The 14,702-nt window shown below is 72.9% G+C and carries 12 protein-coding genes; 8 read left to right on the top strand and 4 right to left on the bottom strand.

Annotation, left to right across the window (positions count from 1 at the left end; all coding sequences use genetic code 11):
- Position 1 precedes the first annotated feature (1 nt).
- The 4 genes from ACFWGJ_RS10545 to ACFWGJ_RS10530 are packed head-to-tail and all read left to right on the top strand — an operon-like array spanning position 2 to position 2,684.
- Complete coding sequence (locus tag ACFWGJ_RS10545) at positions 2–1,009, top strand: hypothetical protein (RefSeq protein WP_387322410.1); 1,008 nt, start codon at positions 2–4, stop codon at positions 1,007–1,009.
- Positions 921–1,238, top strand: coding sequence for a Trm112 family protein (locus ACFWGJ_RS10540; RefSeq protein ID WP_387322408.1), 318 nt, complete (start codon positions 921–923; stop codon positions 1,236–1,238). The genes ACFWGJ_RS10545 and ACFWGJ_RS10540 overlap by 89 nt, the downstream gene beginning before the upstream one ends.
- Complete coding sequence (locus ACFWGJ_RS10535) at positions 1,235–2,083, top strand: FkbM family methyltransferase (protein ID WP_387322406.1); 849 nt, start codon at positions 1,235–1,237, stop codon at positions 2,081–2,083. The genes ACFWGJ_RS10540 and ACFWGJ_RS10535 overlap by 4 nt, the downstream gene beginning before the upstream one ends.
- On the top strand, positions 2,052–2,684 hold the full coding sequence (locus ACFWGJ_RS10530; RefSeq protein WP_387322404.1) for a hypothetical protein: 633 nt from the start codon (positions 2,052–2,054) through the stop codon (positions 2,682–2,684). Before ACFWGJ_RS10535 ends, ACFWGJ_RS10530 begins: the two co-directional genes overlap by 32 nt.
- Here the strand turns inward: ACFWGJ_RS10530 and ACFWGJ_RS10525 are convergent.
- The gene (locus ACFWGJ_RS10525; protein WP_387322450.1) at positions 2,665–3,537 is read right to left on the bottom strand and encodes a RimK family alpha-L-glutamate ligase; all 873 of its coding nucleotides are present in this window, start codon (positions 3,535–3,537) and stop codon (positions 2,665–2,667) included. The genes ACFWGJ_RS10530 and ACFWGJ_RS10525 overlap by 20 nt on opposite strands.
- A 161-nt stretch (positions 3,538–3,698) precedes the next feature.
- On the opposite strand from ACFWGJ_RS10525, the gene ACFWGJ_RS10520 reads away from it, so the two are divergent.
- The gene (locus tag ACFWGJ_RS10520; RefSeq protein ID WP_387322402.1) at positions 3,699–4,799 is read left to right on the top strand and encodes a MerR family transcriptional regulator; all 1,101 of its coding nucleotides are present in this window, start codon (positions 3,699–3,701) and stop codon (positions 4,797–4,799) included.
- Between the two features lie 173 nt (positions 4,800–4,972).
- Here ACFWGJ_RS10520 and ACFWGJ_RS10515 read toward each other — a convergent pair whose 3' ends face one another.
- Entirely contained in the window at positions 4,973–5,761 is a 789-nt protein-coding gene (locus tag ACFWGJ_RS10515; RefSeq protein ID WP_387322400.1) for a Type 1 glutamine amidotransferase-like domain-containing protein, read from the bottom strand.
- 24 nt (positions 5,762–5,785) lie between these two features.
- Positions 5,786–6,508: a FadR/GntR family transcriptional regulator gene (locus tag ACFWGJ_RS10510; RefSeq protein WP_381834046.1), complete on the bottom strand. Its 723-nt coding sequence runs from the start codon at positions 6,506–6,508 to the stop codon at positions 5,786–5,788.
- 176 nt (positions 6,509–6,684) lie between these two features.
- Here ACFWGJ_RS10510 and ACFWGJ_RS10505 point away from each other — a divergent pair, with 176 nt between their 5' ends.
- From ACFWGJ_RS10505 to ACFWGJ_RS10495, 3 genes are all read left to right on the top strand, one after another.
- Positions 6,685–8,040, top strand: coding sequence for an SLC13 family permease (locus ACFWGJ_RS10505; RefSeq protein WP_387322398.1), 1,356 nt, complete (start codon positions 6,685–6,687; stop codon positions 8,038–8,040).
- A gap of 81 nt (positions 8,041–8,121) precedes the next feature.
- Positions 8,122–9,624, top strand: a complete 1,503-nt coding sequence (locus ACFWGJ_RS10500) for an acyl-CoA synthetase (protein WP_387322396.1) — start codon at positions 8,122–8,124, stop codon at positions 9,622–9,624.
- Entirely contained in the window at positions 9,617–11,002 is a 1,386-nt protein-coding gene (locus ACFWGJ_RS10495; RefSeq protein ID WP_387322394.1) for a carboxyl transferase domain-containing protein, read from the top strand. Before ACFWGJ_RS10500 ends, ACFWGJ_RS10495 begins: the two co-directional genes overlap by 8 nt.
- 40 nt (positions 11,003–11,042) lie before the next feature.
- Here ACFWGJ_RS10495 and ACFWGJ_RS10490 read toward each other — a convergent pair.
- On the bottom strand, positions 11,043–14,702 hold a 3,660-nt coding region (locus ACFWGJ_RS10490), incomplete at its 5' end, for a S8 family serine peptidase (protein WP_387322392.1).

The raw sequence follows: 14,702 nt of genomic DNA, 5'->3' as shown, positions 1-14,702 counted from the left end.
CATGTGGTGGGGAGTGGCCGCGGCCCTGCTGGCGAACGTGCTCTACAGCGCGGGATTCGTCCTGGAGAAACGGGCGCTCGCGGCCCTGCCCGAGGTGAGCGTGCGCCGGCCCGCCCGGCTGCTGCGGCTGGTCCTCGGCAGCTGGCTGTGGATCGGCGGCTCCCTCGCCCTCGCGTCGGGCTTCGGCGCGCAGCTCGTCGTCTACCGCACCCTGCCGATCGCCGCCGCGCAGGGCATCTTCGTCTCCGGTCTCGTCATCCTCGTCCTGCTCTCCTCGGTGCTGCTCGGCGAGGAGACCTCGGGCCGCGAACGGTACGCGCTCGGGGCGATCCTCCTCGCGCTCCTGATGGTGGTGCTCTCCCTGAAGGAGGGCTCCGACACGGTCAGCCGCAGCGCCCCGGCCCCGCTGATCCTGCTGGTCTGCGTCCCCACCCTCGCGCTGGGCGTCTGGCTGTACGGGTCCGCCGAGCGCCGCGCCCGCCACCGGCACCGCATGCCGACGACGGGCGTCGAGTACGGCGTGGCGGTGGGCCTGCTGTACGGGGTCAGTTCGCTGGCCATCAAGGGCGTGTCGAGCCACCTCACCGGGAGCGGGTTCGGCGGCGCGGTGCTCGGGGTGCTGCGCTCCCCGTACCCCTATCTCCTGCTGTTCACCGGGGTGTTCGGCCTCGTCATGTCGCAGGCGGCGCTGCAGCGCTGCCGGGCCTCGCTGATCGTGCCGGTCTGCACGACGGTGACCTGTCTGTTCACGGCGGTGCTCGGCACGGTCTCGTTCGGCGAGGCGCTGCCGGAGGATCCGCTGCGGCTGGCGCTGCGGATCGGCGGTACGGCGCTGGCGGTCTCCGTACTCCTTGCGATGCCCAAGCACGACCCACCGCCGCAACCCCAGTCCTTATCCCCCACACGGGAGTTGACCAGCCATGAACCCGGACGACCCGCTGCTGAAGATACTGGCGTGCCCGCTGGACAAGGGGCCGCTGCATCTCCTCGGAAGCAGGACGGGGGGTGAGCCAGCCGGCGAGGCCCTAGAGGGCACCGAGGCCGCGCTGTACAACCCCCGGCTGCGGCGCCGCTATCCGATCGTGGACGGCATCCCGCAGCTCCTGCCGTCCTCCGGGGAGCAGGTGACGGACGACGAGCACGAGGACCTGCTGCTGCGGATCAGCGGGGGCGGCGACCCCGGCGGTTTCGGCGGTTCCCGCGACGGCACCCGGAAGCCGGGGTCGATGACGCCATGACCCTGGCAGCCCGCCTGGCCCCCTTCGTGCCGGTGCGGCTGGTCGCCTCGGCCGCCCGGTTCGTCTATCCGCGCTTCGAGCCCGAGCTGGCCCGGCTCGGCGACCTCTGCCCGCCCGGCTGCGGGACCGCCGTCGACGTGGGCGGCTGGTACGGCCCCTGGACCCGCCGCCTGTCGCGCCGGGCCCGCCGGGTGGTGACGGTCGAACCGGTCCCGCATCTGGCCCGGCTGATCACCGCCGCGACCCCCGGGAACGTCCAGGTCGTCCGCGCCGCCGCGAGCGACCGCTCCGGCACGGCCCGCCTGTGGCTGCCGCCCGGCGACCAGGGCGACCGGGGCGTCTCGTCGCTGGTCCGGCGGGACATCCACGCCCGCGCCCTCGACGTTCCCTGCCTCACCCTGGACAGCCTGAACCTCCACGACGTCGGCTTCATCAAGATCGACGTGGACGGCAGCGAGCTGGCCGTGCTGCGCGGGGCGGGCACCCTCCTCACCCGTGACCGCCCGGCCCTGTTCATCGAGCTGGAGGCCCGCATCCAGCCCGTCGACACGGTCGTCTCCCACCTCTCCGAGAGGGGGTACGAGGGCTGGGTGCTGCCCGGCGACACCTGGCTGCCGCTGTCCTCCTTCGACCTGGAGGCCCACCAGGCGCGCGCCTCGCACGTGGTCTCCCAGGGCCTGCTGCGCCGGGTGCTGCCCTTCCGGGGCCCGGGGTACGTCCGGTACGTGAACTCGGTGCTCTTCCTCCCCGACGGCCGTACGCCGGGCGGGCGCCACGAGGGGCACGCAGGGCATGCGGGGCACGTACGCGACGATGGGTCGCATGCCTTCCGCCAAGCCGGCTAGCACCGGACCGTTCACCCCGCTCGACTTCCAGCTCGTGCTGCTGCGCCGCATGGCCGACCACAACGCGGACCTCGTGGAGGACGCCCGACACACGCTGGGCGTCTCGGTCGCGGAGATGCGTGAGGCCAACCGGCGCTGGCAGGCGATGCGGCACGCACCGCGCAGCCGGGGCGCTGTCGCCCGCTACCGCTCGATCCTCGGGGACCCGGAGTCGGTGACGCCCCGGCGGATCGGCGACCTGTCCTGCGACGCGTTGCTGTGGCCGGTCCCCCTCTGGCCCGACCTGCGCTTCGAGGTACTGGTGGCCCCGGGCGGGGTCGCCTGCAACGAGTGGCTGGTCCGCGCGCCGGGCGCCCCGGCCCCGGAGCTCCGCTCCCTGGCGGACCTGACGCCCTGGTCCTGCACGGTCGACGAGGCCGCCCGCGCCTTCGCGCCCGCCCGGCCGCTGGAGGGGTCGGCGCCGACACGCTGGGGCCTCGCGTTCACGGCACCGGACGGCAGGGACGGTACGGACGGCCCGGAGGGTGTGCGGCGGGACTGCGTCGCGGAGTTCACGTACGGCCTGCTTCAGCGCGTCGCGGTCACCGAACGGCGACCTTGACGACGGCCTGGGCCACGACCGGTACGGAGTCCTCGTGCAGGAAGAGGAAGAGATTGGGCTCGACGAGTTCCAGCTCCATCACGCGGGGCGCCCCGTCGTCGCCGTCCACCAGGTCCACGCGGGCGTAGAGCAGCTCCGGCGCACCGGGTACGGCGGCCAACGCCCGTTCGGCGACGGCCAGTTCGGCCGGGCTCGGCTCCCAGGCCCGCAGATTCGGGTGCGGGACCTTCTTGTCGTCGAAGGCGGTACCGGGTTCGAGGACGGCCCCCTTGCGGATGGCGTGGAGGAAACGCCCGCCGAAGAACTGCAGGGCCCTCTCCCCCGCCGTGTCGATGCTCCGCACGTACGGCTGCACGATCGCGGTCAGCCCCTCGGCGTGCATGCGCTCCAGGTGCCGTACGGCGGTGTCGTGGTCCTCGGACGTGTAGCGGGCCGCGTACCGGGCTCCGGCCCCCGAGGTCGGCTTGACGACGTACTCTCCGTCGTCCGGCAGGTCCGCCGGGTCGCCCGGAGCGAGGTAGCGGGTGTCGACGACGGGCACACCGGCGGCGGCCAGGTCGCCCAGATACCGCTTGTCTGCGTTCCACCGCACGACCTCCGGCGGGTTGGCCAGGGTCGTCACGGCCCCGCAGCGGTCGGCCCACGCCAGGAACTCGGCGGCACGCCAGCTGTAGTCCCAGGTGGAACGGATGAGTACGAGGTCGAAGCCGCCCCACTCGACCTCGGGATCGTCCCAGCGGACGACGGCGGCCTCGGCCCCCGCCTGCCGCACCGCGTCCGCGAGGACGGGCAGGTCACGGTCGTACCCGGACTCCAGCACCTCCTGGCAGGTGACCAGGGCGATACGGGCGATGGTGCGTGCCACGGCGGGCTCCTCGGAGGGTGTGTCGGCTCACTGCGGTCATACCGGTCGCAGGTTAACAACCGCTCCCGGGACCGGCCCGTGAATTACAGGGGGCCTTGACCTTCACCTTCGGGGAGACCACACCATCGACGACGGAAGGGAGGAACGCCATGAGCAGCAGCAGGAGCAACGGCATGAGCGACGCCTCGATGACGATAGGGGCCTTCTCGAAGGTCTGCCGGCTGTCACCGAAGGCACTGCGGCTGTACGACGAGCTGGAGTTGCTGCGCCCCGCGCGGGTGGACCCGGAGACGGGCTACCGCTACTACGCGCCCGAGCAGTTGGAGCAGGCACGCCTGGTGGCGTGGCTGCGCCGGCTCGGCATGCCGCTTGCGGAGATCCGCAAGGTCAGCACCCTCGAACCGGCGGACGCCGCGCGGGAGATCCGCGCGTTCTGGTCCCGTATCGAGGCGGAGACGGCGACGCGCCGGGACCTGGCGTCCTTCCTCGTGGCCCATCTGACACCGACGCACCCGAACGAGGAGCCCACCATGCCCACCACGCTGGAACTGCGGTACGCAGCTCTCTCCGACACCGGCCGGATCCGCCCCGCCAACCAGGACACGGCGTACGCGGGCACACGCGTCCTGGCCGTCGCGGACGGCTTCGGAGCCGGGGGCGCGCCCGCGAGCGGCGCCGCCGTGGAGGCCCTGAAGTTCCTCGAAGCCCAGCCGCTCACCGCCGGAAACGTCCTCAACCTCCTGGAGGACGCGGTCCGGGGCGCCACGGAGGCGGTCCGGGAGGTGGCGGGCCCGACGGACCCGCAGACCGGCACGACCCTCACCGCGATGGTGTGGACGGGCTCGCAACTGGCCCTGGTCCACATCGGCGACTCCCGCGCCTATCTCCTCCGCGACGGCGAACTCTTCCGGATCACCCACGACCACACGGTGGTCCAGTCGCTCCTCGACGAGGGCCGCCTGACCCCGGAGGAGGCCAAGACCCACCCCCAGCGCACGCTGCTCGCGAAGGCCCTGACAGGCACCGGCTCACCGTCCCCCGACCTACGCCTCCACGACGCCCACCCCGGCGACCGCTACCTCCTGTGCTCGGACGGCCTGCCGACGGCGGTCCCGGAGGACACCATCAAGAAGATCCTCAAGTCGTCCCCCACCCCGACCGAAGCCACCCATTCCCTGATCACCACAGCAAACACCTCCGGATCCCCGGACAACGTGAGCTGCGTAGTAGCAGACATAACAACGAATTAGGGGCACGGGAAACGGCGCAGTCGTTCGCCCTTAAGGGGCGCGGGGAACGGCGCAATCTTGTCGCTTTTAAGGGGCGCGGGGAACTGCGCGACCAGCCCCCACCGGCCCGCACCCGCCGTACATCCCGCACCCCCACCCCGGTGGGCCCCGCAGGCCCCGTGGGCCCCGCGAACCTACCCAACCCCCGGCAACCGCCGCGGCTCCAACCGCTCCTCGACCGCCCCGTCACCGCCCCGCGTCACCACATACGCCCCCTTCCCCGAAACCTCCGCCACCGCCTCCACCAGCTCCGTCCCCCGGTACACCAGCCCCACCCCGTCATCCGTGCAGTGCGTCGTGGGCAGCGTGCCGTTCGCGACGAGGTCGTGAACCAGCGGGCGGCGGCCCGGGTCGGAGTCGTAGTGGACGCCGTTGCCGTAGGGCAGGAACCCCAACGCGTCGGTCACGGGCCGCAGTTCAGGGCCGAACGAATCCGTCGTGCCGCCCTCGAACCAGCAGATCGACCCCGCACTGACCCCGCTGAGAACGACCCCGGACTGCCAGGCCCGGCGCATGATGTCGCCGAGGCCGTGCACCCGCCAGACGGCGAGGAGGTTGGCCACCGAGCCGCCCATCACCCAGATGACGTCCTGCTCCAATACGGCGCCCTCGACGTCGTCGAAGTTCGGCCTCGGGAAGAGGTTGAGCGGAACGAGGTCGAACCCCGCCACCCGCGCGGCCTCGGCCATCCGCGCCGCGAAGTGCTCGGCGTCACCGATCGCCGTGCCGACGTACATCACCCGGGGCCGGCGGCCGTGCGCACCCGACAGGTCGACCGCGTGATGCACCAGCGCGTCGAACTCCACCATGGTCCGGGCTCCCCAGCCGCGGTGCCCGCCGGACGTGGCGAGGATGGTGGGCTCCCGGCCACCCACGGGTGACGCAGACGGCTGGGGCGACGGAGGTACGGAGGACACGGTCATAACGCCGGATCCTAACCACGCCCGTCACGGCCCCGGCCGCTCACCCTCCTCCGGGTCCCAGTCCAGCAGCCGTACCCGCGCCACCGTCTGGACGTGCCGTCGCATCGCCGCGGCGGCCCGCCCCGGCTGCTGGGCCACGATCGCGTCGAAGATCGCGCGGTGCTGGGTCAGGGACCGGGTCGGCCGGCCCGGCTGGCGCAGTGACTCGTGGCGGCTCTCGGTGATCTGGTCGGCGATCGAGCGCATGAACTCGGCGAGGATCGTGCTGTGTCCGGCGGCCGTGACCGCCGCGTGGAAGAGCCGGTCGCCCTCCACTCCGTGGCCGCCCGCCGTGATCTCGGCCCGCATGTGGGCGAGGGCCGCGTCCATGGCGGCCACGTCCTCGTCGGTGCGCCGCTCGGCGGCCAGCTCCGCGAGCTTGGTCTCCAGGGCCTCGCGGGCGTCGAGCACGTCGGGCAACCGGCGCCGACGGTCGACGAGTTGTTCCACCGGCTCGGCGTCGAGGGTGTCCCGGACGAGGTAGGTCCCGCCGCCGTGGCGGACCTCGACCAGCCCCTGGACCTCCAGGACCACTATGGCCTGCTTCACGGAGGCGCGGCTGACTCCGAGCCGCGCCGCCAGGTCGCGTTCGGGCGGCAGCCGGTCACCGGCACCGAGGCCGCCCTCGGCGGCGTAACTGCGCAGCCGGTCGAGGACCTGCTCGTACAGGCGCGGCTTGGACCCCATGGGCCGCAGTGCGTCGGTCATGTCCGGTCTTCCCCCTTACCTCTCGATCTGGTGGATGAGTGGCTGAGCCAATTTACGTCATGTCTCTTGACGCTCTCCACCACGGCCGCCCAATGTGGTTCAGCCACTTGGCCACTCAGCCACTTCTCCAGCCGGACCGCCCCCACCTGACAAGGGACCCAAAGACGGGAGCCCGTATGTCCGCCGAACTGATATCGATCCTCGTGCTCGTCGTGGTGTTCGTGATCGCCACGACCCGCTCCATCAACATGGGCGCCCTCGCCTTCGCCGCCGCCTTCGGAGTGGGCGGACTCGTCGCCGACCTCGACGCCGACAAGATCTTCGCCGGTTTCCCCGGCGACCTCTTCGTGGTGCTCGTCGGCGTGACGTACCTCTTCGCCATCGCCCGCGCCAACGGCACGACCGACTGGCTGGTGCACGCCTCGATCCGGCTCGTGCGCGGGCGGGTCGTACTGATCCCCTGGGTGATGTTCGTGCTGACCGGCGCGCTGACCGCGATCGGCGCGGTCAGTCCGGCCGCCGTCGCCATCGTGGCGCCGATCGCCCTGAGCTTCGCCGCGCGCTACTCCATCAGCCCGCTGCTGATGGGCGCGATGGTCGTGCACGGCGCCCAGGGCGGCGGTTTCTCCCCCATCAGCATCTACGGCTCGATCGTCAACGGCATCGTCGAGCGCGAGGGCCTGCCCGGCAGCGAGATCGCCCTCTTCCTCGCCTCCCTCGTCGTCAACCTCGTGATCGCCGCGATCGTGTTCGTGCTCTTCGGAGGCCTGAAGCTGAGCCGCGCCGAAACGACGGACCGCGACCGGCAGAAGACCGCGGCGGTCACCGGAGGGTCGGCCACAGAGGCGACCGGGGGCGGGACCGGAGTCGGGGAAGGGGGCGGGAGCGGGAGCGGGGATGTGGTGGTGCTGGACGCCGACGACGACACCTCCCGGCTCAACCCCGCCCGGATCGCCACCCTCGCCGCGCTCGTCGCCCTCGTCGTCGCCGTGCTCGTCTTCGACCTGGACGCCGGCCTCACCTCCATCACCCTGGCCGTCCTGCTCAGTACCGTCTGGGCGGAGGACAGCCGCAACGCCGTCAGCCAGATCGCCTGGCCGACGGTCCTGCTGATCTGCGGTGTGCTGACGTACGTCGGTGTCCTCGACGAGATGGGCACGATCGACTGGGCGGGCGAGGGCGTCAGCGACATCGGCGTCCCGCTGCTCTCGGCCGTCCTGCTCTGCTACATCGGCGCGCTGGTCTCCGCGTTCGCGTCCTCGGTCGGCATCATGGGGGCGCTGATCCCGCTGGCGGTGCCGTTCCTGGCGCAGGGCGAGATCGGGGCGATCGGCATGGTCGCGGCGCTCGCGGTGTCGGCGACCGTGGTGGACGTGAGCCCGTTCTCGACGAACGGCGCCCTGGTCCTCGCCGCGGCACCGGGCGTCGACCGGGAGCGTTTCTTCCGGCAGCTGATGATGTACGGAGGGATCGTGGTGGCCGTGGTCCCCGCCGTGGTGTGGCTCGCGCTGGTGGTACCCGACTGGGGGTGACCACCGGCACACCCCGCCGCGTCCGGCACCCTCGTACCAAGGACCGAGCACAGACGCCCGACGATCAAGGAGTACGCACGCGTGTCCCCTCTCTTCCCGGCCCTGACCGAGGCACTGGCGGACCCGGACGGCACCGCCGCGCACCGGTCGGCCCTGCGCTTCGGCGACCGCTCCCTGACCTACGGCGAACTCGCGGCGAGTGCCGCCCCGCTGGCCGCCCGCGTCGGGGATGCGGACCGGATCGCCGTATGGGCCACGCCCACGCTGGAGACGGCCGTCGCCGTGGTCGCCGCGCTGCTGGCCGGTGTGCCCGCCGTGCCGCTCAACCCGAAGTCGGGCGGCGGAGAGCTGGGGCACATCGTGGCGGACAGCGCGCCGGCCCTCGTACTGGCCGCTCCGGGCGACCGACTCCCGGACGCCCTGGCCTCCCTGACGCGCGTCGACATCGACGTACGGACCGAGGGACCGGCCCCGGCCCTCACCCCTGCCCCCTCCCCCGCCCCGGACACGCGCCACCTCGCCGACGAGTCGCCCGCCCTCGTCGTCTACACGTCCGGCACGACCGGGCCCCCGAAGGGCGCCGTCATCCCCCGCCGGGCCGTCGCCACCACCCTGGACGCCCTCGCGGACGCCTGGCAGTGGACGGGCGACGACGTCCTCGTACACGGCCTGCCCCTCTTCCATGTGCACGGTCTGATCCTGGGCATCCTCGGCCCGCTGCGCCGCGGCGGATCCGTACGGCACCTCGGCCGCTTCGACACGGCGGGCGTGACACGGGAGTTGAGCGGCGGCGCCACCATGCTGTTCGGGGTGCCGACGATGTACCACCGGATCGCGGAGTCCCTGCCCGACGACCCGGCGCTCGCGAAGGCGCTGGGGCGGGCCCGCCTGCTCGTGTCCGGTTCGGCGGCCCTGCCGGTGCACGACCACGAACGGATCGCCGGGGCGACGGGCCGGCGGGTCATCGAGCGGTACGGGATGACCGAGACCCTGATGAACACCAGCGTCCGTGCCGACGGCGAGCCCCGCGCGGGCACGGTCGGCGTACCGCTGCCGGGCGTCGAACTGCGGCTGACGGAGGAGGACGGCACGACGGCCCTGGAGGCGTACGACGGGGAGAGCGTGGGAGAGATCCAGGTCAGGGGCCCGAACCTCTTCACCGAGTACCTGAACCGGCCCGACGCGACGGCGGCGGCCTTCACCGAGGACGGCTGGTTCCGCACCGGCGACATGGCGGTGCGCGACCCCGACGGGTATGTACGCATCGTCGGCCGCAAGGCCACCGACCTCATCAAGAGCGGCGGCTACAAGATCGGGGCGGGCGAGATCGAGAACGCCCTCATCGAGCACCCGGGCGTACGGGAGGCCGCGGTCACCGGCGAACCGGACGCCGACCTCGGCGAGCGGATCGTCGCCTGGATCGTGCCCGCCGACGACCAAGCACCGCCCTCCGCGGCGGAGTTGGCGGACCATGTGGCCGAGCGTCTCGCGCCGCACAAGCGGCCTCGCGTCGTCCACTACCTCGACGTCCTGCCCCGCAACGACATGGGCAAGATCATGAAGCGTGCGCTGGCCCATGACTGAGGGCGCCGCGGTCCACGGCTCCCGCCGGTGCACGGCCCGCGAGGCGCTCGCCCTGATCAGCACGGACTTCTCCGACCTGCCCGCCCCCGCGACACCGGTCTCGTACGGTCCTGACGGCCCCTTGTCCTGGCAGGGTTACGGCGCCTCGCGCGCCCGGGCCGCCGAGCGCACCGGCGAGGAGGAGTCCGTCGTCTGTGGCACCGCCGCCGTCAAGGGCGAGGACGGCGGTACGACCCGGGCCGTGCTGATCTCCTTCGAGTTCGGGTTCCTCGGCGGTTCGCTCGGCGAGCGCACGGGCGATCGTCTTGAGGCGGCGCACACCTACGCGCGCGAACACCGCCTCCCGGTCGTCTCCCTCGTCGCGACGGGCGGCAGCCGGATGCAGGAGGGCATGCGCGCACTGGTCCAACTCCAGCGCGTGGCACGGCAGTCGGCGCTGACCCGGGCGGCCCGGCTGCCCCAGATCGCCGTCCTTCGCGACCCCACGACGGGCGGCGGCTGGGCCACGCTGGGCGCGGGCGCCGATGTGATCCTCGCGCTGCCCGGCGCGCAGGTGGGCTTCGCGGGCTCGCGGGTCCGGCCGCCCGACGCGGACCCGGCCGCCTACACGGCCGAGGCGCAGCTGGCGGCGGGGGCGGTCGACGCGGTGGTGCCCGAGCGGGAGCTGCCGGAGGCGCTGGCGCTCTGGCTGCGGCTGCTGACCGACCCGTCGACGGACCCCGTTCCGCCGCCCCCGGCGCTGGGCGACGCCGGTCTCCCGGGCACCGGCTGGGAGGCCGTAAGCGCCGCCCGCGTACCTCAACGGCCGCGCGCGGAGGCCTATCTGACCGCGTACTTCAGTGGTCGCGCGGCGATCAGCGGTGACCGTTGCGGCGGCACCGACGCGGGCATGCTCTGCGGTTTCGGCGTCCGGGCGGAGGACGGCCGTACGGTCGCCTACGCGGCCCAGACCGGCACCGCCACGCGCCCCGCCGGCTATCGCACCGCCGCCCGGCTGATCCGGCTCGCGGACCGGCTCCGTATCCCCGTGCTGACCTTGGTGGACACCCCGGGCGCCGCCAACGACGCGGAGGCGGAGCGGCAGGGCGCGGGGGCGGCCATCGCGGAACTGTTCGCGGCGGTGGCCGGGGCGCGGACCCCGGTGACCACGCTGCTGATCGGGGAGGGCGGCTCGGGCGGGGCCCTGGCCCTCGCCGCCCCCGACCACACGTGGGCCACGCCGGACAGCTACTTCTCCGTCATCGCCCCCGAACTCGCTGCCGCCATCCTCAAGCGCCCCCCGGAGGAGGTCCGGGCCACGGCCGACCAACTCCGCATCCGACCGCAGGACTTGGTGGAGCTGGGGGTGGTGCGAGGCGTTGTGGAGCGGGGGCGGTGAGTCGCGGCCTGCCGCACGCTCAGGCCCCGCGCCCGCCCGGCTACCGCACGCCCACCGCCCGGATGATCTCCTGGGTCACGGAGCCGCCGCGGTCGTCGGCGGCCGAGGCGCGCAGGGACACGTACGGGGTGCCGCGTGGCACGGTGAGCGTTCCCTGCCAGGTGGTGGCGCCCGCCTTGGACACGCCTACCTTTCGCCATGACTGGCCGTCGTCGTACGAGACATCCAGGCTCGGGCGGTCGAAGGCACCCGGGGACGGGCTGTCCGTTGTCGGGTGCGGGTTGTCGTGGGCTGGCCGCGCAGTTCCCCGCGCCCCTATGGCGGCGGGTGTCGCGCCCGCCACGTATGACGCGCTGATGGAGATGGGCAGGCGGCTCCCGGCCCTTACGTTCCCGGTCAGGTCCGTGTCGATGTCGAAGCCCAGGTTGATCAGGGGGAGGGTCGTCCAGCGGTCCTCCGGGGTGGCCGCCGATCTGAAGGTCCACTCGGAGTGGCCCTTCGTCGCGAGCTTCCAGCGGTCCGCGTCCAGGGTCGTGTCCGTGACGACCTTGTACGTGTGCTCGTCGGCGGGCGCGTCCCAGACGTACGCGCCGGAGCCGGTCCGCCGGTCGACCGATTCCCCGTCGAGGTACACCTCGGTGAACTGCGTCATGCCGCTGCTCTCGTCCCACACGTTGCCGAAGCCGGTGTGGTCGGGCCCGGAGTCTCCCCAGCCGGGGACGTTGAACTGGAGGGTCGAGCCGGAGCGCTGCTGCCCCCAGCCGAGCCCGGTGCCCAGCCAGGGGTGCCAGACCGGCCGGAACCAGTCGAGGTCCTGCCGCGTGCCCCCGCGGTGGCGGACGAGTCCGCTGCGCTCCTCCAGGTCCCCGGCGCCCACGTTGACGGACTCGTGCCACAGCTGGCCCGGGCCCGTGGACACGTAGTCGGTCCGCTCGGCCGGGAAGTCGGCCCGCTCCTGGAAGCCGATCCCGACGGGGAACGCGTCATCGGTGAGCGAGTACCGGAACTCACTGCCCGAGACGGGCTTCACCGCATGGAACTTCGTGTTCAACACGGCGAGTTGGCGGCTCGACGGCTCGTAGGTGAGGTCACGTGCCGGGATGTTTCCCTTGTGTCCTTCCGAAAGGTCGTACGTGTAGGGCGTGTTGCGGGTCCCGTTCATGTCGGCCCGCCCCGCGGACCGGAGTCGTGCCGCGTCCGCCGCGTTCAGAGTGGCGATCTGGACCGGCCGGTCCGCGTTGTCGTCGGTGCCGAACCAGGCGTTGAGCCGTCCCGGTACGTCGTCCGTCACGAACAGTGCCGCGGCGCCCGCGTCCTGGGCCGCCTGCGCCATCTCCGACGGCACGGCGCCTTCCTTCATCCGGACGAGCACGGCCTTGCCCCGCACGTCCTTTCCGCCGTACCCGCCGGAGCCCGCGGCGCCGCTGCCGACGTCGACGACCGGGAGCCTGCGTCGGCCCTCGACGAGCGTGCCCCCGGGCTGGACCACGGCCTCCCCGATGCCCTTGACCTCAAGGGCCGGCTTGCCGAGCCGCCATACGGTCCGGTACTCGAAGCTGCCCTTCGTCACCTTCGCCGTGGGCGCCGCGAAGACACTGTCGTACGCGACCGGCACCTGGACGGCCCCGAAGAGGTCCGCGCCGTTCGCCGCCCGGTCGTACTCCATGAGCAGCTGCCGGGTCTCGGTCCGCCGGTCGACGCGGGCCGCGATCTCCCTCAACCGGCGCCCGTCGAGGGTGACTTCGCGGTCCCGGTCGAGTTCGATCTCGGGCGCGGTGAGGAAGCCGAGCCCGAGCGAGTCGGCGCCCCGGCTGCCGCGTACGTCGAGGAAGGTGTCCAGGCTGTACGTGCCCGGCCCAAGCCGCAGTTCGGCGGTGCCGGTGTCCCCGACGTGCTCCGGGAACGGGTCGACGCCCTCGGCCAGTCGCTGCACCACGAGGTCGGCCGCGGTGGCGGCGCCGTCCCGGTCCTTGACGTGCACGGTGAGGGTGTACCGCTCCTCCTCCTTGACCAGCCCGAAGGCGGTGTGCGCGACGGGCGTGCCGTCCGCCGCCGAGGCCACGATCCGCCCGCTGGTGTTGCCGACCGGGGCCTTGCCGCCGTCCCCGGTCACGGTCGTGGTGGCGGTCCCGTGCGCGGGGACGGTCAGCGTGGAGTCGGCGAGTGTCGCGACCCCCTCGGGTGCGCCGGACACGGCCAGCTTCAACTCGGTAGACCGGTCAGTGGAGTTGGAGTACGTGAGTGTCCTCGTCACCGGCTCGTTCGACGCGTAGGGCCAGCGGTAGTGGCCCAGATCGGCGCTCCCGGTGGCCGTGATCCCGGCCTTCACCGCCGCGGGCACACTCACGCGTCCGGCGCCCAGCACATAGGCGGAGGAGTCGAGTTGCTTCGACGTCGACATCAGTGCGTCCTTGAGCCGGGCGCCGGTCCAGTCGGGGTGCCGCTCGGCGAGGAGGGCGGCCACGCCCGCCACATGGGGTGTCGCCATCGACGTACCGCTCATGGTGGTGTAGTCGCCGCTGCCCGGAGCGAGTCGGGAGCGGGCGGCGAGGATGTCGACGCCGGGGGCGGACAGGTCGGGCTTGAGGGCGTTGTCGCCGTGGCGGGGGCCCGCGCTCGTGAAGTAGGCGGGCCGGTCCGCGGAGTCGACCGCGCCGACGGTCAGCGCGGAGTCGGCGGCGCCGGGCGAGCCGATGGAGGAGGGGGCGCCGGTGTTGCCCGCGGCGACGACGAAGAGCGCGCCGGTCTCCGCGGTGAGGGTCTCGACGGCCTGGGCCATGGGGTCGGTGCCGTCGCTGGGTTCCGTCGACCCGAGACTCATCGAGACGATCGTGGCGCCGACGTCCCGCGCGGCCCATTCCATGCCCGCGATGATCTGCGACTCGCTGCCCGAGCCCTGGTCGCCGAGCACCTTCCCGACGGCGAGCGTGGCGCCGGGTGCGACGCCCTTCTCCGTGCCGCCGGACGCGGCGCCGCTGCCGCCGACGGTCGACGTGACGTGTGTGCCGTGGCCGTTGCGGTCGGCCACCTCTTCACCCTCGATGAAACTCTTCGTCACGGAGATCCGCCCGGCGAGATCGGGATGGCCGACGTCCACCCCCGTGTCCAGGACCGCCACGGTGACACCCTTGCCGGTCAGCCCTGCCTCCCAGGCCTCGGGCGTACCGATCTGGGCATTGCTTTCGGCCATCTCCGCACGGACCCGTCCGTCGAGCCAGACCTTGTCGATCCGGTCCTCGTCGATCCCGTCCCGCCGGGTGAGGGCCCGCCAGAACGTCCGCCCCTTGTCGGCCGCGACGGCGGCCCCGCGGATGCTCGGCAGCCCGCGCGTCCGCACGGCCCCGCGCGGAGTCACCGCCCGCGCGCCCTTCTCGTACGTGACGATCAGGGGCAGCTCGTCCGTCTTCTTGTCGGTGAGCCCCTGGCGTATCAGCTCGCTCACGTCGAACAGCCGCCGGTCGAGAGTGCCCGCCCGCAGATACGGCAGGGCCTCGTCCGGTACGACGGTCAGGGCGCCGTTCGCCGTCTGCGTACGGACCGCGCCGGTCGCGCCCCGCGCCCGCTCGACGGTCACCGTCCGCCTGCCGCCGCCGAGTTCGGTGACGGTGACCCGGTCGCCTGTGACGAGGGTGACGGTGTCGGCGGCGGACGCGGCGCGGGTGCGGGGCCGGTCGCCGGTGTCCCGCGCGTCGGCCCCGGC

Source organism: Streptomyces sp. NPDC060205 (assembly GCF_042728395.1).
GTDB lineage: Bacteria > Actinomycetota > Actinomycetes > Streptomycetales > Streptomycetaceae > Streptomyces.
Note: the sequence above shows the minus strand (reverse complement) of the source record. Positions and strands in the feature narration are given on the sequence as shown.

Excerpts from the sequence above, each read along its gene's own strand:
- ACFWGJ_RS10545 (WP_387322410.1), top strand. The coding sequence starts at position 2 with ATGTGGTGGGGAGTGGCCGCGGCCCTGCTGGCGAACGTGCTCTACAGC.
- ACFWGJ_RS10540 (WP_387322408.1), top strand. The coding sequence starts at position 921 with ATGAACCCGGACGACCCGCTGCTGAAGATACTGGCGTGCCCGCTGGAC.
- ACFWGJ_RS10535 (WP_387322406.1), top strand. The coding sequence starts at position 1,235 with ATGACCCTGGCAGCCCGCCTGGCCCCCTTCGTGCCGGTGCGGCTGGTC.
- ACFWGJ_RS10530 (WP_387322404.1), top strand. The coding sequence starts at position 2,052 with ATGGGTCGCATGCCTTCCGCCAAGCCGGCTAGCACCGGACCGTTCACC.
- ACFWGJ_RS10520 (WP_387322402.1), top strand. The coding sequence starts at position 3,699 with ATGAGCAGCAGCAGGAGCAACGGCATGAGCGACGCCTCGATGACGATA.
- ACFWGJ_RS10515 (WP_387322400.1), bottom strand. The coding sequence starts at position 5,761 with ATGACCGTGTCCTCCGTACCTCCGTCGCCCCAGCCGTCTGCGTCACCC.
- ACFWGJ_RS10510 (WP_381834046.1), bottom strand. The coding sequence starts at position 6,508 with ATGACCGACGCACTGCGGCCCATGGGGTCCAAGCCGCGCCTGTACGAG.
- ACFWGJ_RS10505 (WP_387322398.1), top strand. The coding sequence starts at position 6,685 with ATGTCCGCCGAACTGATATCGATCCTCGTGCTCGTCGTGGTGTTCGTG.
- ACFWGJ_RS10495 (WP_387322394.1), top strand. The coding sequence starts at position 9,617 with ATGACTGAGGGCGCCGCGGTCCACGGCTCCCGCCGGTGCACGGCCCGC.